The following is a 21,448-nucleotide window of genomic DNA, read 5'->3' on the forward strand; positions in this document are numbered from 1 at the left end:
GTGATACAGGAGGTGCAACATGTCTAGAATTGGTAGGAGTCCCATCACTGTTGCTGCTGGCGTTACCGTAACTATCGGGGATGACAATGTAGTGACAGTTAAAGGCCCTAAAGGCGAATTAACACGCCAGCTCCATAAAGATATGATTATCGAAATGGAAGGCAATGTTATTAACGTCAAACGGCCTACAGATAACAAACAACATCGTTCGCTGCACGGTTTGACCAGAACTTTGGTCAACAACATGGTAACAGGCGTAACCCAAGGTTTTTCTAAAACTTTGGAGATTGCTGGTGTTGGTTACCGTGCTGCTAAAGCCGGTCAAAAACTGGCGCTCACTTTAGGCTTTTCTCATCCGCTGGAAGTTGAGCCGCCGCAAGGCATCACCATTGATGTTCCTGCGCCTAACCGGATCGTAGTTTCCGGTATTGATAAAGAAGCTGTTGGTGAGCTTGCCGCTAAGATCCGTGGCTATCGCGAACCAGAGCCGTATAAAGGCAAAGGCATTAAATATGAAGGCGAAGTTGTCCGTCGCAAAGTTGGTAAAGCTGGCGGTAAAGGCAAGAAATAAACTCAGGATAGGCAATTTAAGCGAAAGGAGTGAACACCTTGCTGCGTAAACCGAGCAAAAACATCGGGCGTCAAAAACGTCAATTAAGAGCCCGGAAAAACATAATTGGTAGTCCTGAACGTCCGCGTCTTAACGTATTCCGTAGTTTGAAGCATATTTATGCTCAGATTATTAATGACAAAACTGGCGTGACCTTGGTATCAGCCAGTACTGTAGATAAAGAAGTTCAGGCTAAAGTTGAGTATGGTGGCAACATTGAGGCAGCTAAAGTTGTAGGCGAGGCAATCGCTAAACGGGCCCTCGAAAAAGGCATCACCAAAGTAGTATTTGATCGTGCTGGTAATATCTATCACGGTCGCGTTGCTGCTTTAGCAGCTGCTGCACGTGAAGCTGGACTTGAATTCTAAGAAAAGGAGGGAAATTAATGGCCAGAATTGATTACACCGGTCTTGACCTTAAAGAAAAAGTAGTATTCATCAACCGGGTTGCCAAGGTAGTTAAAGGTGGTAGACGCTTTTCCTTTAGCGCTCTGGTAGTTGTTGGCGATGAAAACGGCCACGTAGGTTTCGGCCTGGGTAAAGCTGGTGAAGTACCAGAAGCCATTCGTAAAGGCGTGGAAGACGCTAAGAAAAACCTGATAAAAGTTCCGATTGTCGGTACCACTATTCCTCATCAAATCACGGGTGTGTTCGGTGCCGGCAAAGTGTTGTTAAAGCCTGCCTCCGAAGGTACAGGCGTAATTGCTGGCGGCCCTGTTCGTGCTGTGCTTGAACTTGCAGGCATTCATGATATTTTGACTAAGTCACTGGGTTCATCTAACGCCAACAACATGGTTCGCGCTACAATGACTGGCTTAAGTCAGCTTAAACGTGCCGAAGAAGTTGCCACACTGCGCGGCAAAACCGTTCAGGAACTGTTGGGTTAAGGAGGTAACACCATGGCGAAAATTAAAATTACTTTAACCCGTAGCGTGATTGGCACACCACAAGATCAGCGTGCAACCGTAAAAGCACTCGGTCTTAAAAAAACCAACAGCTCGGTTATGCAAGAAGATAATGCGGTAATCAGAGGTATGGTTCGCAAAGTAGAACACCTTGTTACCGTTGAGCAAGTTGCAGAATAATTCTCAAATGGCAATAGCCAAACATACTAGTTCAAGGAGGTGCTGTAAATGAAATTACATGAATTAGCTCCAGCGCCTGGTTCAAAAAAAGTTCGCACCCGTGTAGGCCGTGGCTTGGGTTCCGGTCTTGGTAAAACCTCCGGTAGAGGCCATAAAGGCCAAAAATCCCGTTCCGGCGGTGGTGTGCGTCCAGGTTTTGAAGGCGGCCAAAAGCCCTTGTACTTAAGACTGCCTAAGCGCGGTTTCACCAATATCTTCTCTAAAGAATACAGCGAAATTAATGTAGCTGTACTTAATCGTTTTGACAACGGTTCAGTTGTTGATCTCGAAGCTTTAGTAGAAGCTGGTGTAGTCAAAAAAGTGCTTGATGGTCTTAGAATATTAGGTAATGGCGAGCTCACCAAGGCTTTAACAGTTAAAGCCAATGGCTTTACTAAGTCGGCCGCTGAAAAAATTCAGGCAGCCGGCGGTACAGTCGAGGTGATTTAGTTGCTGTCAGAGCTCTCAAATATTTTAAAGATTACAGAGCTAAGGCAGAAGATCGTATTCACCTTGGTAATGTTTTTGGTATTTAGGTTAGGCACACATATCCCGGTACCGGGAGTAAATGCCTCCGTTATCGAGCAACTATTTACCAGCGGTAATCTGTTTGGTCTGCTGGATATGTTTTCTGGTGGTGCTTTAAGCAAATTCTCGATATTTGCCATGAGCATAACGCCATACATCAATGCTTCGATTATCATGCAGCTTCTCACCGTAGTTGTGCCTAAATTCGAACAGTGGGCCAAAGAAGGCGAAGAGGGCCGCAAAAAAATCACCCAAATCACCCGTTATGGTACTGTTGGACTTGGGTTTATCCAGGCAATTGGTATGGCATATGGTCTTAAGGTTGCCATCATTAACCCTAGCTTTGGTAACATTTTAATTATTGCGCTTACACTGACTGCAGGAACAACGTTTCTTATGTGGTTAGGTGAGCAAATTACCGAAAAAGGTATTGGTAACGGCATTTCGCTTATCATCTTTGCCGGTATCGTATCTAGATTGCCTGACGGCATCTTTACCATTTTTGAATATGTAAAAGCAGGAACAATTAATATCTTTAATGTTTTCTTGTTTCTCATAATTGCAGTGGCCATGATTGTATTTGTTATTATGATACAGCAAGGTCAACGAAGAATCCCAGTACAGTACGCAAAACGAGTGGTTGGCCGAAAAATGTATGGCGGCAACTCTACTCATATTCCGCTTAAAGTTAATCAAGCGGGCGTTATACCAATAATCTTTGCGTCATCTGTGCTGATGTTCCCAGTAACCATTGCCCAGTTTATTGAAGTACCCTGGGTAAAAACAGTGGCAGGGTGGTTTGCGTGGGGTACGCCGCTGCAGACAGCATTGTATGCGCTGCTTATCATATTCTTCACGTACTTCTACACTGCGGTTACTATGAACATATCAGATATGGCAGAGAATATGAAAAAACACGGCGGGTTTATTCCTGGTATCAGACCAGGTAAACCTACCGCCGATTATTTAGACCGGGTTATGACCAGAATTACCCTGGCCGGATCAATCTTCCTGGCCATAATTGCCATACTGCCGAATTTTGTTGGTGCAGCAACCAACCTTCAAGGAGTATACTTTGGGGGTACTGCTCTCTTAATCGTAGTAGGCGTGGCTCTGGATACCATGAAGCAAGTAGAGGCGCTGGTACTCATGCGTCACTACCAAGGCTTTATGAAGTAGGAGGTAGTGGTCATGTTTATTCTGTTAATGGGACCTCCGGGTGCTGGTAAAGGCACTCAGGCGGCTCAGCTAGTAGAAAATTTTAAAATTCCGCATATCTCGACAGGTGATATGTTTCGGGCTGCTGTAAAAGAAGGCACTGAACTTGGCAAACAGGCGAAAGCCTGCATGGATGCCGGGCAACTAGTACCTGACAGCGTAACCATTGGTATTGTTAAAGAGCGGTTGGCTAAGGACGATTGTCAAAAAGGATTCATCCTTGATGGCTTTCCCCGTACTATCGCTCAAGCAGAATCCTTAGATCGCACCCTGGTCGAACTTACTATCAAACTTGACCGGGTCGTCAATATTACCGCACCAGGTTCTGAACTGGTTGGTCGTATGACAGGCCGCCGAATTTGCCGAGGATGCGGCGCTACCTATCATGTAGCGTTTAACCCTTCGAAACAAAACGGTATTTGTGATAAATGCAGTGGTGAGCTGTACCAACGGGATGATGACCAAGAAAAAACAGTCATTAACCGTTTATCAGTATATCAAGTCCAAACTCAGCCGTTAATCGAGTATTATCAGGACAAAGGATTGTATACCGAAATCAACGGCTTGCAGCCCATCAAAATTGTCCTGAAAGATATAGTTGATAGCCTGAGAGGCGGGCAAGTATGATAATCTTAAAGTCACAAAGGGAACTAAATTACCTGCGTGATGCCGGGCGGATCGTGGCCGAAGCGCTTAACGAAGTCAAAAAAGCGGTAAAACCTGATGTCACAACGCTTGAAATTGATAGGATTGCCGAACAGTACATCAAAAGCAAGGGCGCAGTACCGACCTTTAAAGGCTATAATGGGTTCCCGGGTAACATCTGTGCCTCTGTTAATGAAGAGGTAGTACATGGCATTCCTGGATTAAAAAGGTTAAAAAATGGAGATAATATAAGTATTGATCTTGGTGCCACAATAAACGGATATGTCGGCGATGCCGCCATTACCGTGCCGGTAGGCGAAGTGGATGCCGAAATGAAAAAACTTATTGAAGTTACCGAACAGTCGCTCTATAAAGGGATTGAAAAAGCCTTAGTAGGGAATCGGTTAAGTGATATCTCCCATGAAATTCAAACTTACGCCGAGGGATATGGTTATGGTGTGGTGCGCGACTATGTTGGGCACGGCATTGGCAGAAACATGCATGAAGACCCGCAGATACCTAACTATGGGCTTCCTGGACACGGCCCGCGATTAAAATCTGGTATGACATTAGCAATAGAGCCTATGATTAATGCCGGGACTCACGAGGTTAAAACCCTGGGCAATAACTGGACAGTAGTGACTGTTGACGGTAAGTCGTCAGCCCATTTTGAACACACCATTGCGATTACGCCTGATGGTCCGGAAATATTAACAAAACTATAGGAGGAGACGGCTTGTGCCAGAGGGAAATAATAACCCAGGAACTATTGTGATTTCAGCAACCGGACGTGATGCTGGTCATGTTTATGTAGTACTTGGATGGTATAAGCCGCAAACTCTTCTGGTAGCGGACGGCCGCGGACGTAAAGTCAGCAATCCTAAAAAAAAGAATGTTAAGCATATTAAAATGCTTAACTCTATTGCTAACAGGGTGACGGACGCTTTACGTGGTGGTGTAGCAGTCACCGACGAAGATATCCGTCAGGACCTCGCCCACATCGAGGCGACCAGATAAGCGGTTAAAAGCGGACGAGGAGGGGATAGCTCATATGTCCAAACAAGATGTAATTGAAGTTGAAGGTACGGTCGTTGAGGCACTGCCTAATGCAATGTTCCAAGTAAAACTGGAAAACGGTCATATTGTGCTGGCACATGTTTCAGGGAAAATTCGTATGAATTTTATTCGGATTTTGCCAGGCGATAAAGTTACCATTGAACTTACACCGTATGATTTAAAACGCGGCCGTATTACCTATAGGTTTAAATAGCTTGTGTTCGTGGGTTCGTAAGTTCGTTAGTCAAGTCGATGAGCGAACACGGACTGGCGAGCGGCGGACGCACGATAAGGAGGTTTAATTATGAAAGTAAGGCCATCGGTTAAGCCTATATGTGAAAAATGCAAAGTCATCAAACGGCATGGCAGAGTAATGGTGATTTGCGAAAATCCTAAACATAAACAAAAACAAGGTTAAAAGAGGGGGGTGGATTAAAACATGGCACGTATTGCCGGTGTAGACTTACCGCGTGACAAACGCATTGAAATTGCCTTAACATACATTTTTGGTATTGGTTTAACAATCTCAAAAGAAATTTTGGCGAGTACTGGAATCAATCCTGATACTAGAACTCGGGATTTAACAGAAGAAGAAGTTGCCAAACTGCGTGAAAACATTGATAAGAACTATCGCGTAGAAGGCGATCTTCGCCGAGAAGAAGCATTAAACATTAAGCGGCTCATTGAGATCGGCTCTTATCGTGGCAAGCGGCATCGCATGGGTCTTCCTGTACGCGGTCAGCGTACTAAGACTAATGCCCGTACCCGCAAAGGCCCGAAAAGAACTGTCGGCGCTAAGAAGAAGAAGTAAGGGAGGGAAAACCTTTGGCACAAAAAAAAGTTGTTAGAACAAAACGTAAAGAACGTAAAAATATAGAACATGGTGTTGCTCATATCCGTTCGACTTTCAACAACACCATCGTTACCATCACCGATACCAGAGGCAATGCCATTTCCTGGGCGAGCGCCGGTGGACTGGGCTTTAGAGGTTCACGGAAAAGCACCCCATTTGCTGCGCAAATGGCTGCTGAAACCGCTGCCAAAGCTGCCATGGAACATGGCCTTAAACAAATCGAAGTATTTGTAAAAGGTCCTGGTGCCGGCCGAGAAGCCGCCATCCGTTCACTCCAGGCTGCAGGCCTTGAAGTTAATGCAATAAAAGACGTAACACCCATTCCGCACAATGGATGCCGTCCGCCAAAAAGAAGAAGAGTTTAAGGAATTGGGAGGTGTTTGGTAAGAATGGCAAAATATACAGGTCCTGTTTGTAGATTATGCCGCCGCGAGGGTTCAAAATTATACCTCAAAGGCGACAGATGCTATAGCGATAAATGCGCCTTTACCGTGCGCAGCTTTGCTCCTGGCCAACATGGCGCAGGGCAAACCCGTAAAAAAGTTTCTGAGTATGGCATTCAGCTCCGGGAAAAGCAAAAAACCCGCCGTATCTATGGCGTGCTTGAGCGTCAGTTCCGGAATTACTTTGAAAAAGCGGAACGTCAAAAAGGCATTACCGGCGAAAACCTTTTGGTTATGCTGGAAAGAAGACTTGACAATGTTGTTTTCCGTATGGGGCTGGCCGAAAGCCGCAACCAGGCAAGACAAATGGTACGTCACGGCTTATTTAATGTAAATGGCCGCCGCGTAAACATTCCATCTTTTCTGGTAAAAGCCGATGATGTTGTTGCCGCTCGGGAAACAAGCAAAGAATCACCTATTATGAAAAAAATCGCTGAATCGATTGGTCATAAGCAAGCTCCAGCTTGGATCGAACTTACGGCTGCCGATATGAGCGGTAAAGTTATGCGCTACCCCACCCGGGAGGAAATTGATATTCCTATCCAGGAGCATCTCATCGTAGAGTTGTATTCAAGATAATCTGCCCTCAACCGTGGCGATGGCGTAATGTAAGAGTTTGGCCAAATGAGGAGGGTTTTTCCGGATGATTGAAATCGAAAAACCGAAGATCGAAATAGTAGAAATAAGTGAAGATTACCGCTATGGAAAATTTGTATGGGAACCGCTTGACCGTGGCTTTGGCATTACGCTGGGCAACAGTTTACGGCGGGTACTCTTATCATCTTTACCGGGTGGCGCTGTAACCTCAGTGAAAATTGATGGTGTGCTTCATGAATTTGCTACTGTTCCTGGTGTTCGGGAGGACGTCACCGACATTATTCTGAACCTAAAAGAATTGTGTATTAAAATGTATAGTGATGAGCCTAAAGTGTTACTTATTGAAGCGCTTGAAGAAGGCGAAGTCACAGCAGGCGATATCATAGCCGATGCCGACATTGATATTTTAAACCCTGAACTCCATTTAGCGACAGTAGGTGCCGGCGGTCAACTCCGCATGGAAATCATGGTTGAAAAAGGCAAAGGCTATATACCGGCTGACAAAAATAAAAAACCCGACCATGTAATCGGGATTATTCCTATTGATTCCATCTTCTCACCTATTGTACGCGTCAATTATAATGTTACTGATACACGTGTTGGTAATGTAACTAATTATGACAAACTGACATTAGAAGTATGGACAGACGGCAGTATGCGTCCTGAAGAAGCGGTTAGCAAAGCTGCTGGAATTATGGTGTCGCACCTGAAATTGTTTCAAAATATTGCCGGAGAACCTCCAGAAGAAGATGAGGATCAGGATTTAGTTTCTGAAGAACCTGCCGAGGGTAAAAACAGGACCATGGAAATGACCATTGAAGACCTGGATCTCTCAGTACGTTCGTACAACTGTTTGAAACGGGCCGGAATTAACACAGTGGCTGAGCTTGTGCAAAAGAGCGAAGATGATATGATGAAAGTTCGCAATTTGGGACGCAAGTCACTGGAAGAAGTTAAGAAAAAAATCATTGAAATGGGTCTGGCACTCGCAGAACTTGAAGAGTAAAGGGAGGGAAGAGTTGTGGCCTACAGAAAGTTAGGACGGGACACTAGTGCACGTAAAGCGTTATTTCGCAGTATGTTAACTTCCTTCTTTGCATATGAGCGTATTGAGACAACGGAAGCTAAAGCAAAAGAAATCAGCGGCCTCGCCGATAAAATGATTACTTTGGCTAAGCGGGGCGACTTGCATGCTCGCCGCCAAGTGTTATCAAGCCTCTACGACGAAGAAGTAGTTAAAAAGCTGTTTGACGAAATTGCTCCTAAATATGCCGAACGTCATGGCGGTTATACCCGGATAATGAAACTGGGACCGCGCCGGGGCGATGCTGCTCCGATGGCGATTATTGAGTTAGTATAACAAGTAAACAAGACAAGGCGGCCCAGCGGGTCGCCTTTATTCTTACGGGGGTGCAGTAGCCTCATATGGGAGAACTTATTAAAATAGAAAATTTGCGTCACACCTATCCCGGTTATGATGACCAGGAGGTAGTTGCGCTTACTGATATTAACCTGACGATTAATCAAGGAGAATTTGTCGCTATTATTGGGACCAATGGCTCAGGTAAATCAACCTTGGCCAAGCATCTTAATGCTCTCATATTACCGACAGGTGGCAAATGTCTTATAACCGGTATCGACACAGCTAATGCCGAGAAGGTGTGGGAGATCCGTCAGCAAATAGGGATGGTATTTCAAAATCCGGATAATCAGATAGTCGCTGCAATTGTGGAAGAAGACGTTGCCTTTGGTCCGGAAAACTTAGGTGTAGCCCCTCTGGAAATTGCCAGGCGAGTCACGGAAGCACTGGCACTTGTCAACATGGAGGAATACCGCCATCATGGTCCTCATTTGCTTTCCGGCGGTCAGAAACAGCGAGTGGCGATTGCGGGTGTGCTGGCTATGCGACCCAAGTGTCTGGTGCTTGATGAGCCAACAGCCATGCTTGATCCCCGTGGTCGTAAGGAAGTTTTGGATACCGTATGCCGGTTAAATAAGGAAGGGATCACCGTTATTTATATCACTCACTTCATGGAAGAAGCCGTCGCCGCTCAGCGGGTAGTGGTAATGGAGCAGGGGAAAATTTCCATGGAGGGAACACCTGCTGCGATTTTCTGTCAGGTTGAACGTCTCAAGGCGATGGGCTTAGATGTCCCACCAGCGGCGGAGATTGCCGCTTATTTAAGAAAACAAGGGTTAGAACTTAGTCCAAACATAATAAATGATGAGCAACTGGTGGTGGCGTTATGTCCATAATGTTTGATAACGTTACTTATACCTATATGCCAGAAACTCCCTACCAGCGAACAGCCTTACAAAATATAAATCTCGTGATAAATAAAGGGGAATTTGTTGGCATAATCGGTCATACTGGTTCAGGTAAATCTACATTGGTACAACATATGAATGGTCTGATTGCGCCGACATCTGGCCAAGTAACTATTGACGGCATTGACCTAAAGCTGAAAAGTCAGACTGCACGAGCAGCTAGGCGACAGGTCGGCATGGTATTTCAGTATCCGGAGCATCAACTGTTTGAAGAAACGATTTATCAGGATATTGCCTTTGGCCCTAAGAACCTGGGTCTGTCGGAAGACCAAATTGACAGTCGTATCCGGCGAGCTATGGAGTTTGTCGGGCTTGACTTTGAGGCCTTCAAAGATCGGTCGCCCTTCAACCTAAGCGGTGGACAAATGCGACGGGTAGCCATCGCCGGAGTAATTGCCCTCGAACCTGCCTATCTCGCGCTGGACGAACCGGCTGCCGGACTTGATCCTTGTGGGCGTGATGAAATTTTTGGCCAAATTGTGAAACTACATCAAAAAACAGGAATTACCGTCATTCTTGTATCTCATAATATGGAAGACATTGCTCGTTTTGCCAGTCGTGTGCTGGTTATGAATAACGGCCAGATTAGTCTTGATGGGCCACCTAAAGAAATTTTCAGCAGTGGTCGTGAAAGACTCCAAGAGGCCGGAGTTGATGTACCGCCGATTACAGCACTTATTGATAAAATTAGAGCTAAAGGGTTGGCTATTAGTAATGACGCGATGACGCCTGAAGCTGCAGCTCAGGAAATCTATCAAGCTGTCAGGGGGCGAAAAAATGCTCACTGATATTACATTAGGCCAATATTTCCCTGGTAAATCGCCTATCCATCTACTTGATCCCCGTACCAAGATACTGGGTGTAATTACATATATTAGTACGATATTTCTGGCAGAAGATTATCTGGCTTATGCTATACTTATGGCCTTTGCAGTTATGGTTGTAGGAATATCAGGGATTTCCATACGCATGGTACTGCGGTCAATTAAGCCGTTATGGATCATCATTCTATTGACGTTGGCTATTCACGTATTTAGTACCCCAGGTACAGTACTATATAACCTGGGTCCGCTAACGGTGACACAAGAGGGCATGCGGATGGGCATACTTATGTCGTTGCGCTTGGTGCTCTTAATTGCGGTATCCTCGCTATTAACCTTTACCACCTCACCAATTGCGCTCACTGATGGCATTGAAAGGCTGCTAAATCCCTTCCGGCGATTAGGTGTGCCGGCACACGAACTGGCGATGATGATGACCATTGCGCTTCGGTTTATTCCGACATTGCTGGAAGAGGCAGACCGAATTATGAAAGCCCAGATGGCGCGAGGTGCAGATTTTTCTTCAGGCAACATCTTGAAACGAGCCAAAAACATGGTACCTTTACTAGTACCATTATTTATCAGTGCTTTTCGACGGGCAGATGAACTAGCTGTGGCAATGGAGGCCAGGTGCTATCGGGGTGGCGAAAATCGTACCCGGATGAAAGAACTAAAAATGGGTACGCCAGATATAATGGCAGCTGTCATTCTGATAGTATTGATTGCGGTACTGCTAACTGTCAAGGCATATAAACTAGCGATATGAGAAACATTAAGCTTGTCCTCGCTTATGACGGAAATGCCTACCATGGGTTCCAACGCCAAGCCAATGCCATGACCATTCAACAGCTAGTGGAAGAGCGCTTGCAAAAAATCTTTGGACATCCGCTTACTATTAACGGCTCAGCTCGTACTGATGCGGGGGTGCATGCCTATTATCAGGTTGTCAACTTCTTCACCCAAGGCACAATACCGGCAGAGCGTATCCCGCTGGCGACCAGGGGCTTATTGCCAGATGATATTGTTGTTGTTGCGGCCTCAGAAGAGACCGCCGAATTTCATGCCCGTTGTTCCGCAAAAAGTAAAGTTTATCGCTACCGGCTAGTAAATACGCGAATAGCTAACCCATTTGAGCGTAATTATGCCTGGCATTTTCCGCTACCGCTTGACGTAGCCTTAATGCACGAAGCAGCACAAGTTGTTGTGGGAACTCATGATTTTTCGGCTTTTCGGGCTACTGGGGGGGCACCTGTAAGCCCGGTGCGCACCATAATCGCTGCCCAGTGCCGTAGTGCAGGTAACTCCTTGATTGAGTTCGAATTCTGGGGTACAGGTTTCCTCTATCATATGGTCCGTAACTTAGTGGGAACCCTTGTCAAAGTCGGTCAGCGTCGCTTAACTCCGGCAGGCTTTGCGACAATACTTGAGGGGCGCGACCGCCATGCCGCCGGCATGACCGCACCGCCACAAGGTTTGTATTTGGTGGAAGTTAAGTATTAAGTTGTCCAAAATATTTTTTGCGTGGCAAGGTATAACGCTTGACATTAGCTGACTAATTTATTACAATAGCTTTATGAGAATTTTGCCATGACTTCCATTAGCCCCGGAATTCAAGGTTAATAATCATAGTGCGTTTTTGGATATTTATAGTCCTTTAGCTTTCACGAGGAGGATAGACAATGAAAACTTTTATGGCAAACCCGGCCAACATCGAGCGCAAGTGGTATGTTGTCGATGCTGAGGGTCAAACCCTTGGTCGTTTGGCCGTTGAAGTCGCGAAAGTTCTTCGCGGCAAAAATAAACCAATCTTTACTCCAAATGTTGATACCGGCGACCATGTAATTGTGGTTAATGCTGATAAAATTGTATTAACTGGTAAAAAACTGGAGCAAAAAACGTATTTCCGTCATTCCGGTTATCCGGGTGGCACTACCTTCACTACTGCTGGCAAAATGTTAGCTACTAAACCTGAGCGTGTTGTTGAAGCGGCCGTTAAAGGCATGCTGCCAAAAAACAGCCTTGGGCGTCAAATGTATCGTAAACTTAACGTTTACGCTGGTCCGAATCATCCGCATTCCGCGCAACAGCCGGAAGTGCTGGAACTTAATATTAGGTAATACCGGAAAGGAGGAACATATATATGGCATTGGTTACTTACTACGGCACAGGTCGCAGAAAAACCTCGGTTGCCAGAGTTCGTCTGGTTCCGGGAGAAGGCAAAATCATCGTCAACAAACGTCCACTAGACGAATATTTTGGTTTAAAAACCCTTGAACTTATCGTTACCCAGCCGCTTAACATCACTGATACTGTTGGTAAATATGATGTTTTGGCCAAGGTTGAGGGGGGCGGAGTATCAGGTCAAGCTGGCGCAGTTCGTCACGGCATCGCTCGTGCGCTGTTAAAGGTTGATGGCGAATTCCGTCTACCACTGAAAAAAGCAGGTCTCTTAACTCGTGACCCACGCGAAAAAGAGCGTCGTAAATACGGCCTCAAAAAAGCGCGTAAAGCTTCTCAGTTCTCAAAACGATAATTTTCACGAAATGCAAAACCCGCGAGATGCAAGTATCTCGCGGGTTTTCTTATATCTAAGAACAGCTAAAAATACCTAAAAACAAGGTTACTAGTAACAAACTAGTAACACGCTAGTAACAGATTAGATGAGATTTATCGTTTCAACGAGCTGTTGAATTGTCTTGTGAGTGTAGACTTTCTCGGTTGTGCCAAGTCCGGCATGACCGAGAATTTTTTTTATTACCGTTTTATTTGCATCACTATTATCGAGTAGTGTAGCGCAGGTATGACGGCCATCATGCGGGAGGTGGTCCATGTCTAGTTTCGTCATGAGCGACTTCCAATATCGCCAGATCAGCTTGTCATAAGAGAGTGGACCGTCAAAATCAGTAAGCAGGTATTCATTATCAGGGTTATACATTGCGGAAATGAATGGATAAATCTTTTCAGCAATCGGGATAGCCCGGTTTTTACTGGTACGGTTTTTAATGCCGCCTACCATGTAACGCTCTTCTAAGTGTACGTCAACAGTTTTGATTTTAACTAATTCTGTGGGGCGCAGTCCGCTATAACAATAAATCAAAACATACTGTGCAGACCGATCAGCAGCATTTTCCCAAAGGGTAGCAAGTTCTTCGGTGGTAAATGGTTTATGTATTTGTTCAGTGTCTTCGTCAGGCTGGAAAAGTTCAATAAAAGAAGCATAATTTTTATCAACAAGGTCATTTTGCATCGCAAACTTATAGAGGAAATTAAAAAGAATGCGCATATTCTTTTTGGACGGATAGCCTATATTCCAGTCATTGATTTCCTTTTGTAAATGGGTAGTTCTTAAATCAGAAAAGAGTACATCATGAATATTGCTACAGGCTTTATAGGCAGCGGCATAGCCGTTTTTGATCTTTTTATCATTGTCGGTGTATTTCTGTTCAACGAATAAATCATACAGATCAGAAAAGGTAAGCTTTCGGCCTGCAAGATCATAAGGAGATAGATTATAAGCTGCCAGGGCCATCATTGCTTCTTTGCGATCGGCATAGTAACCAATAGGCTCATATATCGGGTGGCCTTTATCATTAAACCCTACTGTCTTACGTGCGACAAAGGGCTTGCGACGGTTGCCACTGAGTTTAAAGACTGATCCGTATCCGTTAGGGTTGCGCATAGGTAAACTCCTTTCTGTGAGAATGGGAAAGCCAGTACCTTATTAGCGGTGCTGGCTTTTGACTAATTATTTTGCTTGGCGAATGTATGTGTCGATAACTCTTCCATACTCATTCTCCATTTATTTGGCTTTCTTGAGAGCCGCAACTTCCGCTTCGATTTGCAGTTGGCGCATAGCCAGTATATTGATGGATTCTCCCTGGGTGGTTTGAGTGGCTAAAATGGTAGCAATTTTATTGTCGATGGCTTCAGTTTTTTCACCAAGCATATTGACCATAGCAGTAAGCTCCTCGAAGCCTGAATCCATCTTTGTTTCAAGGTTGTCCATTCGTTGGCGAAGTTCTTCAGTAACAGCATTATTGCTGCCGACCATTTTAATAAGTTGTTCCATTATTTTTTCAAGACGGTCAAATTTTTCTTCATTCATAAATAGCACTCACTTCCTTTTCGCTAACAAGATTATATTTTTAATGCGGTGATAATATCTGGAATAATTTTTATACTTTTTTCGTTAGGAACAATTAAAAACCAATTACTCATTGAACTATGTTTAACATCAAGAGGTAATATTGCTTTTTTCAAAATTAAGCCACACACAGATAAATCATCTGAAGGTAAAAAAATAGGTTGCGGCTTATCTTGATTATAAAAAATAGATAAGATGTCTAATAATTTTTCGGATTCTGCGCCGGTCAGCGAATTTATCAGTAAAGGAATGTCTTTTTTAAATTTAACTAAACTTAAATCAACATAATCAGGCATTAATTCGAGATCGATAGCTAATTTATACATATGTTTACAGGGAATAAGATTTGCCTCGAAATCATAACAGGTACAATGATCAAGAGAAATATTATAATCTTTTTCCTCAATAAAGGCTGTTTTATTTTCAAAATTAACTTTACTTAAATTAACTTTTTTAGCACGATCTATTTTTGCCATAGTTTTAAGCTGAGCATTCAAAATAGTATCATTCCAAAATTCACTCAAAAAAAACATCTCTTTTCATAAAATTATTCTTGAGTTTTAGTGCTATTCTAACATCCCTGGGTAAAAATCTTTACTTCCCCATTGTTGCAGACTGTTCGCTTTTGGAAGCTTCATCAATTTTAATAACTGTTTCAACGATCTCGCGCTTATCTGGTGCGAGATTTTTTATTTTTCGGGCAAGGGTTAAATCAACAGAAGAAACAGCATCACTTGATTGAACAAGGGCGGTAGAAGATTCTTCTGTAAAAAAGTCTGCCAAAGTAATACCTAATCCAATGCAAATTTTTTCAATAGTATCGGATTTAGGGCTTTTGATATTGCCGGATACGATATTTTGCAACGTCGATTGGCGTATGTTAGTTATTTTTGCTAATTCATAGATGCTATCAATTTTGTGAATAAGACATAAAGCTTTAATTCTTGCAGCAACATCAAACATAAAAACCACCTTATACCCATTTTTGGTTAATTTAATTATCGCACGGCGAAAAAACTTTTGCAATCTAACCGAAAACGGGTTGACAATGTAACCATACACAGTTATATTATTATTATAAACCGAATTCGGTTATATAATACATGGAGGTGAAACCGAAAAATGTTAGCAGATATAATGAAAACTTATAGAAAAAAATCCCGGATGACTCAAAGCGATATTGCAGAAAAAACAGGTATTCCGCAGACAACAATTAGCCGATGGGAAAACAGTCAAGGAGAACCGACATTATCTGATGCATATAAACTTGCTACTGCTCTTAACGTGACTGTCAACGATCTTTTGGAAGATACAGAACCGGAGCTTTCTAAAACAGGGTGAGAGGGGGCGGGTATATGAGCAAACAGTTATTAGCAAATGTAAGCATTAAAACAGAGGGAACAAGAGCCATGATTTATATTAATGGGAATAAAGTTCCTGGTGTAATAGGGTACTCTATAAACCATGACGCACAAGAAACCGCGGTACCAATACTAACACTTCAAGTCCAATGTACACTAGACGTCGAAACACAGATGGTACCGCTACTTCCTAAGCCGTGGTCATGGTTCTATAAACCGAAGGTTGAAAATTTTGTGGATATGAGGGAAACGAGAGAAGAAAAGTAGCTATTTGTTTATTGGTTGATGCTTAGTCAAATCACAAGTTTGATTGCAGACTTTATAATCACAATCATAGTCAACGACTTTTCCATTTTCGTGGGTAACGACTATACCGCGCGGTGAGTTGATAAACGGGCAGAATATCACATTACCGCTATTAAGTTGAGCCATAAGTCCACCCCCTTTCAGGGTGATACTTCGATAGCAACTAGTAATTTCCTTTGAATCCGCAATACCCTAAGTTATGGCGAACCAAGTTAGAACAATAATTACTGGAGTTAGATTACTAGGGATGTTAGTCCGAAAGCTATGGCTAATCGACCTTAATTGCTCCGTACTTCGATTCATAGTTTTCTACATACTTACTCAGGATAAGCTCAGCCTCTTTGTTCAAAGAACGGTAATTCTGGGCTGCAATATATTTAAGTTTTTTGCTTAAAGTATTGTCTTTGGGCCGGATGGTTATAGGGGGGACTTTTGCAGGCATAATTAGCTCCTCCTGAAAGGTATTCGAATACACATTACCATAAAATCAAGATTTACCAATGAAATGCCTGCAAAGCAGTACCTAATTGAAAGCAATATGCATGCAAAATGATCTCAAGTTCATTTAGGATTAACATCTTCAATTTCTTCATAATCGGTCTTAGAAATTCCGTCTGAATTATGACCTTCAAAATGCAGAGCTTTAGGAATTTCGCCATCAGCTTCCATTTCGCTAATATCAACATATTTGATACCATCGGCAGTAAGTTGTTGGGCCATTATTAAAAGATCAAACACTTTAACAGTAATCACAGTAATCACCTCCATGAATTGTAACTATTCAACAGAAAGGGAATTAAACCCTATTTTTGTAAAGTCAACCAAGGGAGAAAGGAGAAATAGCATGTCTGCACAGATCAGCGTTAAGGAAGCCGCGGAAGTCATGGGAAAGTGTCAGCAGTTCGTAAGAGTTGGACTGCAACGCGGCTTGCTTCCATTTGGCACAGCCGTAAAGGTTAGAAATCGGTATAATTATTACATTTCACCAAAATTGTTCCATGAATATGTCGGAATTGAGCTTTGCGGAGAGATGAAAGGTTAATTTTTAAAAAAGTGCCTACTTGGGGGAAGTAGGCTGAGAGGGGGTAAAGAACTAATTCCTCTTGTGTTCAGTATAGGAAAAGTAAGTGCAATCCTCAATTAGGCAAAATATTGCATTTTGCAATGAAGGAAGTGTGAAAAGTGGATATCAGTATGATAGTAGACCCAAGTGTTATTGACCTTATTGACTTTGGCCCCGATATCATAAACCTGATTAGTATTGAGATCCGGACGCGGCAGATTCCGTACAAACAAATTGCTTCAAAGATGCACACGGCAGCGGGGACAATTGCCTCATGGTTTAGCAGGGGGAATATACCAGCAGATAAAGTCTGGCTAATGATTCAGGCAGTCGGCGGGGCGCGGTTATGGATGCAAGCACTTTCAAAGATCCCAGGTAATGTGTTTTATTGCCGATACTTAGACGGTACAGACCAGAATCCAAAGCCGGTCATTGAAGATACCGAAGAGATTGCCGAGCAACTACTGCAATTATCACGGCAGGCCCAACGGATCATCAGACACCGGCGACAAGGATATGAATTCAATCAAGAAGATGACAAGAACCTTCGGGAATTTGAAGACGGCATATCCGACATGATTATTTACGGGCAAATGGTTTTGGTAAGAATGGAAGACTTTTACGGTCGATCGGCGCGCAGCATTATGGAAAGGCAAGCTGATCGGATGGCCGAAAGGGGCTATCTATCGGAGGAAAAAGAGAAACCGCCTGCACTGGCATGCAGACGGCTTCAGAACTAAATCAAATTTCTATCGTCAGTCTAACATAAATGAGGCTGGCGGTCAATCGGAGGCATAAAAAAGCCGCTCAGGGGCGTGAAAGGGGAGGTGAAGAGATGAGGTCATATATTATTCGTATTGAAGTTGAGGAAGGAGAGGTAGATAAAATTCTCCAAGAACTTTTTGAAGCTCAAGAAAAAATCAGTCAATGCTACAACCGACTGACAGAAATCGGAGTTGTGACAATACGCGATAAAGCCGCCAGCGGCAACTGACGGCTTCGTGAATCAATCTCCTTTTTCCAACTCTTCGACAAATGAATAAAGGACAGCGGCAGTGTTCTTAATCAGTTTGTTAATATCTCCGACAGTGGCCGGGTTATTACTATTCGCGGAAGTCGGACTGCTATAAAACTCAAAGTTCCTTATTAGTTGGCGTAATTTATGAGTATCAGTCATAACGATCACCTCCCTTCAGGGTGTACTTCGACAAAATCCAAATAATCCCTTGTAACAATTTGTAAGAAAGGAGGCGTAATTCATTTGCAAACTTGGTATATTCCCGCAGGCGTAATTGCTGGTGTTAGTGTGGCCATTGTAACTGCATTAGTCATAGCAGCAAGAGAGCTCGGCGACTGGCGTGCAATCCGGCTGCAGTTTATCCTAAACAATCGCAATCATAGCCAGAGGAGGCTTAAACATGACTAATCCTACCTGCTGGTGCAGACGCTGCGCAACCAGTTGCGGCACCAAAGAATGTAAAACTAATCCATGCCCAAATGATACAGAAATTTGCCAGCCAATAAAAGGTTGTCCGGACTTCACACCTCAAGGAGGGACAAGCTGTGTATAACAATCAAATAATAGAAGTACTTTGCAATGGTGACTTTTGCGGGCGGGAATTAGCCCGAATGGATTTTATCCTTGCAGACATAGAACTGTTAGTTGAACAAAAAGAAAAGGCCGCTGCTACCAACAGCGACCAGAGGTAATGAGAGAAATCGCAATTCTAAGAAATAAAACGCTTACAAACTATTTGCAGTAGTTGTAAGCGTTTCTTAGAAAGGACTTCTTTACTAAAAACAACCTAACTAAATTTTACCAAATAATAGTAAAGAAGTCAACAGAACCAAGGCTTTTAAGGAGCCTATTTACCTTGTTCAAAGGTATTATTTTACCGACATGACATAATACGCTAAGCCGTAAATTATCTATGGTTAGCATATGCAGTCAGGGAATTTCTATGCATTGAAAATCTAATAATTTATAGCCAGCGTAAAAATGTATGTTCGGATAAACAAGGGGGAGTTGACCTTTGCCGTACATAGAGGAAATTGTAATAGCTGGTAAGACCATAGAAGTTAGTAAAAAGCATTCGTATCGTTACGCCGGTAAAAGAATTCCAAGAGGTCCCAATAAAAGCCCTACACCAGAAGATGTAAAGAAAATTAATGAGCGGAACGCAGAAACGCATCTTCGTAGATTGATAAATACAAATTTCAGGTATCAAGACATACACCTGGTGCTGACCTATCGGCGAGATAATCGGCCAGATACACCCGAAACAGCAAAAGCAGATTTAGAACAGTTTCTTCGAAAATTACGAAACCATTTTAAAAAGCGTGGAAAAAATCTCAAGTACATAGCCGTAACCGAGTACAAAAGCAAAGCCATACACCATCACCTAATTATAAACAGCATGGACACTAGGCACTTAACTGAGATATGGCCCCACGGCCAGCCGCGCCCCACATACTTGGACAGTAGCGGCCAGTATGGTCAGTTAGCCAGCTATTTGATTAAAGAAACCAGTAAAACATTCAACACTGAAGACAGTGTACACGGAAAGCGCTGGTGCGCCAGCAAGAACCTAGAACAGCCAAAGATAACTAAACGAATTATTTCGGCGCAATCTTGGCAGAAAGAACCAAAAACAAAGAAAGGATATGTGATTGAAAAAGGTAGCATTCGTAGCGGCGTTTCAGAAATAACCGGCTATCCATACCAATTTTACCGGATGATTAAAATTCCAGGGAAGGATGAAGCCCATGAAGTGCATTCCGGGTAAGGCATCCAGAACCTACTGCTTAAAGTGCCATAGTCAGGGGCGGGTAGTCGGCTATAGTAACCCGATGGTGGCTATGGAATGTACGGTATGCGGTGAAACATGGCGAACCATATCTGCAATGTGCGAATGCTGCAAGACACCAAGCGGCAGCCCTTATTATACCGATTGCCCAAGGTGTGTAAATAAAAAGAAAAGGAGCGCTAGTTAAATGGGAGAGCAGATAATCCTTAACAGCTATATGACTGCTGACATAAGAGCAATGGTTATGCCAATGATTATAATATTCAAAAGTCCTAGTGATTTTCAAGGTAAATACGTTGCCCGCCTATTTAAACTTGGGAGGCCAACCATCATAGCCGTAGTCAAAGATACACTGCCGGAAATAAGAATGGCAATACCTCGCTATATGGTACGTCTACCTCGACGCCAGAAAGATGATCCGAAAATTATAGAGACTTGGATATAAGGAGGAAAAACATGCTAAGTAAACCATACCCATCAAAAGGAACAGCCTGCGGCGCGGCCAAAGAATATGCCCAGCAAAACGGGATTAAAATTTTTTTACTTCTTCTGGATTTGGACAAGCGTCAATACCATTTCAGTGACAGGGAGAAACCAAAAGAATCAAATCTAATTCCATTTGCCAACTATGAACTAGTAAGGGGTAAATGGCGGGATAGAACAATGATTAGCAAGGTTGTTACCAGAAGAGGCGGGACGGTGATAAAAGGATGAACAAAGTAATACTCGTTGGCCGCCTAGCGCAAGATCCCGAAGTGAGATATACCCAGAGTGGCAAGGCTGTAGCCTCGTTCAATTTGGCCGTTAACCGATTCAGTAGCGGTCAGGGGCAGAATAACGCAGATTTCATTCCAATTGTGGCCTGGGAAAAACTGGCCGAAACCTGTGGTAACAACCTGACAAAGGGACAGCGGGTGCTGGTCGATGGTCGGCTGCAGATTCGCTCCTATGAAGCCAATGATGGTCAGAAGCGTCGCGTCGCCGAAGTAGTAGCGCAGTCCATCGAATTTTTAGAGCGTAGACAATCTACCGGCAATAAAGAAGCTGACGCCATTATAGACGGCATAGGCAAAGACATATACCCAGACGAAGAAATCCCCTTCTGAAAGAAACCGGAAATCGGCGGGGCGTCGGTAAAAGCTAACGTCCCCAAACGCCGGGGGCGAACAATAACTAAAGCGCAAAAGTTAAGTTCAAAATGAAAGTGAGGTATTCTCCATGCAAAAGATTAGAGAAGAAATGAGAAAAAACCAAAACGATCCTTATGTCCAAGTTATTGGAGAATTTTTATTAAACCATCTGGACCGCAACCCACAAGATGCCGAAAAAATCAGCAATCCAGATAAAACCATAACAAAAAGCCTTGATGAAATGCGCAAAATCGCTGAAAAGAAAAAAGTAAGAAATTGCGCAGTGCTAACTGATCAGGAAGCTTTTGCCATAGTGCTGCAATATTACGGCATATCTCAAACAGTACAACAACCAGCCGCTAATCATAAAAACAAGGAAATTGACTTTGATATTTCCTTAGATGATTTGCTATAG

Annotated in this window: 42 protein-coding genes; 34 read left to right on the plus strand and 8 right to left on the minus strand. The window is 43.4% G+C overall.

Annotation, left to right across the window (positions count from 1 at the left end; all coding sequences use genetic code 11):
• Positions 1–19: 19 nt before the first annotated feature.
• From rplF to rpsI, 22 genes are all read left to right on the plus strand, one after another.
• Entirely contained in the window at positions 20–571 is a 552-nt protein-coding gene (rplF, locus tag ACZ449_RS25025) for a 50S ribosomal protein L6 (RefSeq protein ID WP_094607419.1), read from the plus strand.
• Positions 572–609: 38 nt separating this feature from the next.
• Positions 610–978: a 50S ribosomal protein L18 gene (gene rplR, locus ACZ449_RS25030; RefSeq protein WP_464258744.1), complete on the plus strand. Its 369-nt coding sequence runs from the start codon at positions 610–612 to the stop codon at positions 976–978.
• Positions 979–995: 17 nt separating this feature from the next.
• A complete protein-coding gene (gene rpsE, locus ACZ449_RS25035) occupies positions 996–1,496 on the plus strand; it encodes a 30S ribosomal protein S5 (RefSeq protein WP_464258745.1) in 501 nt (166 codons plus the stop codon).
• Between the two features lie 12 nt (positions 1,497–1,508).
• Positions 1,509–1,694, plus strand: coding sequence for a 50S ribosomal protein L30 (gene rpmD / locus ACZ449_RS25040; RefSeq protein WP_464258746.1), 186 nt, complete (start codon positions 1,509–1,511; stop codon positions 1,692–1,694).
• Between the two features lie 48 nt (positions 1,695–1,742).
• Positions 1,743–2,183: a 50S ribosomal protein L15 gene (gene rplO / locus ACZ449_RS25045; protein WP_464258747.1), complete on the plus strand. Its 441-nt coding sequence runs from the start codon at positions 1,743–1,745 to the stop codon at positions 2,181–2,183.
• Positions 2,184–3,440 carry a preprotein translocase subunit SecY gene (secY, locus tag ACZ449_RS25050; RefSeq protein WP_464258748.1) on the plus strand — a complete coding sequence of 419 codons (1,257 nt, stop codon included), beginning with the start codon at positions 2,184–2,186 and terminating at the stop codon, positions 3,438–3,440.
• 12 nt (positions 3,441–3,452) lie between these two features.
• Complete coding sequence (locus ACZ449_RS25055; protein ID WP_464258749.1) at positions 3,453–4,106, plus strand: adenylate kinase; 654 nt, start codon at positions 3,453–3,455, stop codon at positions 4,104–4,106.
• A complete protein-coding gene (gene map, locus ACZ449_RS25060) occupies positions 4,103–4,849 on the plus strand; it encodes a type I methionyl aminopeptidase (protein ID WP_464258750.1) in 747 nt (248 codons plus the stop codon). The genes ACZ449_RS25055 and map overlap by 4 nt, the downstream gene beginning before the upstream one ends.
• Positions 4,850–4,862: 13 nt before the next feature.
• On the plus strand, positions 4,863–5,141 hold the full coding sequence (locus ACZ449_RS25065) for a KOW domain-containing RNA-binding protein (RefSeq protein WP_464258751.1): 279 nt from the start codon (positions 4,863–4,865) through the stop codon (positions 5,139–5,141).
• Positions 5,142–5,175: 34 nt separating this feature from the next.
• On the plus strand, positions 5,176–5,394 hold the full coding sequence (gene infA, locus ACZ449_RS25070; protein WP_021168717.1) for a translation initiation factor IF-1: 219 nt from the start codon (positions 5,176–5,178) through the stop codon (positions 5,392–5,394).
• Between the two features lie 90 nt (positions 5,395–5,484).
• Positions 5,485–5,598, plus strand: coding sequence for a 50S ribosomal protein L36 (rpmJ, locus tag ACZ449_RS25075; protein ID WP_094607412.1), 114 nt, complete (start codon positions 5,485–5,487; stop codon positions 5,596–5,598).
• Positions 5,599–5,619: 21 nt separating this feature from the next.
• Positions 5,620–5,991, plus strand: a complete 372-nt coding sequence (gene rpsM / locus ACZ449_RS25080) for a 30S ribosomal protein S13 (protein ID WP_464258752.1) — start codon at positions 5,620–5,622, stop codon at positions 5,989–5,991.
• Positions 5,992–6,005: 14 nt separating this feature from the next.
• Positions 6,006–6,398, plus strand: a complete 393-nt coding sequence (gene rpsK, locus ACZ449_RS25085; RefSeq protein ID WP_464258753.1) for a 30S ribosomal protein S11 — start codon at positions 6,006–6,008, stop codon at positions 6,396–6,398.
• A 24-nt stretch (positions 6,399–6,422) separates the two neighbouring features.
• Positions 6,423–7,055, plus strand: a complete 633-nt coding sequence (gene rpsD / locus ACZ449_RS25090; protein ID WP_464258754.1) for a 30S ribosomal protein S4 — start codon at positions 6,423–6,425, stop codon at positions 7,053–7,055.
• A 64-nt stretch (positions 7,056–7,119) separates the two neighbouring features.
• Positions 7,120–8,079, plus strand: coding sequence for a DNA-directed RNA polymerase subunit alpha (locus ACZ449_RS25095; protein ID WP_464258755.1), 960 nt, complete (start codon positions 7,120–7,122; stop codon positions 8,077–8,079).
• Between the two features lie 15 nt (positions 8,080–8,094).
• Positions 8,095–8,433, plus strand: coding sequence for a 50S ribosomal protein L17 (rplQ, locus tag ACZ449_RS25100; RefSeq protein ID WP_464258756.1), 339 nt, complete (start codon positions 8,095–8,097; stop codon positions 8,431–8,433).
• A gap of 65 nt (positions 8,434–8,498) precedes the next feature.
• Entirely contained in the window at positions 8,499–9,329 is an 831-nt protein-coding gene (locus ACZ449_RS25105) for an energy-coupling factor transporter ATPase (protein WP_464258757.1), read from the plus strand.
• Entirely contained in the window at positions 9,320–10,189 is an 870-nt protein-coding gene (locus ACZ449_RS25110) for an energy-coupling factor transporter ATPase (RefSeq protein ID WP_464258758.1), read from the plus strand. The genes ACZ449_RS25105 and ACZ449_RS25110 overlap by 10 nt, the downstream gene beginning before the upstream one ends.
• The gene (locus tag ACZ449_RS25115; protein ID WP_464258759.1) at positions 10,179–10,988 is read left to right on the plus strand and encodes an energy-coupling factor transporter transmembrane component T family protein; all 810 of its coding nucleotides are present in this window, start codon (positions 10,179–10,181) and stop codon (positions 10,986–10,988) included. Before ACZ449_RS25110 ends, ACZ449_RS25115 begins: the two co-directional genes overlap by 11 nt.
• Positions 10,985–11,722, plus strand: a complete 738-nt coding sequence (truA, locus tag ACZ449_RS25120; protein WP_464258760.1) for a tRNA pseudouridine(38-40) synthase TruA — start codon at positions 10,985–10,987, stop codon at positions 11,720–11,722. Before ACZ449_RS25115 ends, truA begins: the two co-directional genes overlap by 4 nt.
• A gap of 179 nt (positions 11,723–11,901) precedes the next feature.
• A complete protein-coding gene (gene rplM / locus ACZ449_RS25125) occupies positions 11,902–12,339 on the plus strand; it encodes a 50S ribosomal protein L13 (RefSeq protein ID WP_464258761.1) in 438 nt (145 codons plus the stop codon).
• 23 nt (positions 12,340–12,362) lie between these two features.
• Positions 12,363–12,755, plus strand: coding sequence for a 30S ribosomal protein S9 (rpsI, locus tag ACZ449_RS25130; protein WP_464258762.1), 393 nt, complete (start codon positions 12,363–12,365; stop codon positions 12,753–12,755).
• 123 nt (positions 12,756–12,878) lie between these two features.
• On the opposite strand, the gene ACZ449_RS25135 is transcribed toward rpsI, so the two are convergent.
• From ACZ449_RS25135 to ACZ449_RS25150, 4 genes are all read right to left on the minus strand, one after another.
• Positions 12,879–13,901 (minus strand): tyrosine-type recombinase/integrase, encoded by a 1,023-nt coding sequence (locus tag ACZ449_RS25135; protein WP_464258763.1) that lies wholly within the window; start codon positions 13,899–13,901, stop codon positions 12,879–12,881.
• A gap of 120 nt (positions 13,902–14,021) precedes the next feature.
• Positions 14,022–14,327: a hypothetical protein gene (locus ACZ449_RS25140; RefSeq protein WP_464258764.1), complete on the minus strand. Its 306-nt coding sequence runs from the start codon at positions 14,325–14,327 to the stop codon at positions 14,022–14,024.
• A gap of 32 nt (positions 14,328–14,359) precedes the next feature.
• Positions 14,360–14,890, minus strand: coding sequence for an SWIM zinc finger family protein (locus tag ACZ449_RS25145; RefSeq protein WP_464258765.1), 531 nt, complete (start codon positions 14,888–14,890; stop codon positions 14,360–14,362).
• 70 nt (positions 14,891–14,960) lie between these two features.
• Positions 14,961–15,329 carry a helix-turn-helix domain-containing protein gene (locus tag ACZ449_RS25150; protein WP_464258766.1) on the minus strand — a complete coding sequence of 123 codons (369 nt, stop codon included), beginning with the start codon at positions 15,327–15,329 and terminating at the stop codon, positions 14,961–14,963.
• 159 nt (positions 15,330–15,488) lie between these two features.
• Between ACZ449_RS25150 and ACZ449_RS25155 the strand changes: the two genes are divergently transcribed.
• Positions 15,489–15,707 carry a helix-turn-helix domain-containing protein gene (locus tag ACZ449_RS25155; protein ID WP_464258767.1) on the plus strand — a complete coding sequence of 73 codons (219 nt, stop codon included), beginning with the start codon at positions 15,489–15,491 and terminating at the stop codon, positions 15,705–15,707.
• Between the two features lie 14 nt (positions 15,708–15,721).
• Positions 15,722–15,994, plus strand: coding sequence for a hypothetical protein (locus ACZ449_RS25160; protein ID WP_464258768.1), 273 nt, complete (start codon positions 15,722–15,724; stop codon positions 15,992–15,994).
• Here the strand turns inward: ACZ449_RS25160 and ACZ449_RS25165 are convergent, their stop codons facing one another.
• From ACZ449_RS25165 to ACZ449_RS25175, 3 genes are all read right to left on the minus strand, one after another.
• Complete coding sequence (locus ACZ449_RS25165; RefSeq protein WP_464258769.1) at positions 15,995–16,159, minus strand: hypothetical protein; 165 nt, start codon at positions 16,157–16,159, stop codon at positions 15,995–15,997.
• Between the two features lie 142 nt (positions 16,160–16,301).
• Entirely contained in the window at positions 16,302–16,475 is a 174-nt protein-coding gene (locus tag ACZ449_RS25170) for a hypothetical protein (RefSeq protein ID WP_464258770.1), read from the minus strand.
• Between the two features lie 119 nt (positions 16,476–16,594).
• The gene (locus ACZ449_RS25175) at positions 16,595–16,786 is read right to left on the minus strand and encodes a hypothetical protein (protein WP_464258771.1); all 192 of its coding nucleotides are present in this window, start codon (positions 16,784–16,786) and stop codon (positions 16,595–16,597) included.
• A gap of 91 nt (positions 16,787–16,877) precedes the next feature.
• On the opposite strand from ACZ449_RS25175, the gene ACZ449_RS25180 reads away from it, so the two are divergent.
• From ACZ449_RS25180 to ACZ449_RS25190, 3 genes are all read left to right on the plus strand, one after another.
• Positions 16,878–17,075, plus strand: coding sequence for a hypothetical protein (locus ACZ449_RS25180; RefSeq protein ID WP_464258772.1), 198 nt, complete (start codon positions 16,878–16,880; stop codon positions 17,073–17,075).
• A 140-nt stretch (positions 17,076–17,215) separates the two neighbouring features.
• Positions 17,216–17,836, plus strand: a complete 621-nt coding sequence (locus ACZ449_RS25185; RefSeq protein WP_464258773.1) for a hypothetical protein — start codon at positions 17,216–17,218, stop codon at positions 17,834–17,836.
• A gap of 95 nt (positions 17,837–17,931) precedes the next feature.
• Positions 17,932–18,090: a hypothetical protein gene (locus ACZ449_RS25190; protein WP_464258774.1), complete on the plus strand. Its 159-nt coding sequence runs from the start codon at positions 17,932–17,934 to the stop codon at positions 18,088–18,090.
• Positions 18,091–18,102: 12 nt separating this feature from the next.
• Here the strand turns inward: ACZ449_RS25190 and ACZ449_RS25195 are convergent, their stop codons facing one another.
• Positions 18,103–18,273 (minus strand): hypothetical protein, encoded by a 171-nt coding sequence (locus ACZ449_RS25195; protein WP_464258775.1) that lies wholly within the window; start codon positions 18,271–18,273, stop codon positions 18,103–18,105.
• Between the two features lie 84 nt (positions 18,274–18,357).
• Between ACZ449_RS25195 and ACZ449_RS25200 the strand changes: the two genes are divergently transcribed.
• The 7 genes from ACZ449_RS25200 (at position 18,358) to ACZ449_RS25230 (ending at position 21,448) form a co-directional block, all read left to right on the plus strand.
• On the plus strand, positions 18,358–18,522 hold the full coding sequence (locus tag ACZ449_RS25200) for a hypothetical protein (RefSeq protein ID WP_464258776.1): 165 nt from the start codon (positions 18,358–18,360) through the stop codon (positions 18,520–18,522).
• A gap of 137 nt (positions 18,523–18,659) precedes the next feature.
• Positions 18,660–18,806, plus strand: a complete 147-nt coding sequence (locus tag ACZ449_RS25205; protein ID WP_464258777.1) for a hypothetical protein — start codon at positions 18,660–18,662, stop codon at positions 18,804–18,806.
• A gap of 323 nt (positions 18,807–19,129) precedes the next feature.
• Positions 19,130–19,882, plus strand: a complete 753-nt coding sequence (locus ACZ449_RS25210; protein WP_464258778.1) for a rolling circle replication-associated protein — start codon at positions 19,130–19,132, stop codon at positions 19,880–19,882.
• A 208-nt stretch (positions 19,883–20,090) separates the two neighbouring features.
• Positions 20,091–20,348: a hypothetical protein gene (locus ACZ449_RS25215; RefSeq protein ID WP_464258779.1), complete on the plus strand. Its 258-nt coding sequence runs from the start codon at positions 20,091–20,093 to the stop codon at positions 20,346–20,348.
• 11 nt (positions 20,349–20,359) lie between these two features.
• On the plus strand, positions 20,360–20,617 hold the full coding sequence (locus ACZ449_RS25220) for a hypothetical protein (RefSeq protein ID WP_464258780.1): 258 nt from the start codon (positions 20,360–20,362) through the stop codon (positions 20,615–20,617).
• Positions 20,614–21,009: a single-stranded DNA-binding protein gene (locus ACZ449_RS25225; protein ID WP_464258781.1), complete on the plus strand. Its 396-nt coding sequence runs from the start codon at positions 20,614–20,616 to the stop codon at positions 21,007–21,009. The genes ACZ449_RS25220 and ACZ449_RS25225 overlap by 4 nt, the downstream gene beginning before the upstream one ends.
• A 112-nt stretch (positions 21,010–21,121) precedes the next feature.
• The gene (locus ACZ449_RS25230) at positions 21,122–21,448 is read left to right on the plus strand and encodes a hypothetical protein (RefSeq protein ID WP_464258782.1); all 327 of its coding nucleotides are present in this window, start codon (positions 21,122–21,124) and stop codon (positions 21,446–21,448) included.

Source organism: Desulfosporomusa polytropa (assembly GCF_055380075.1).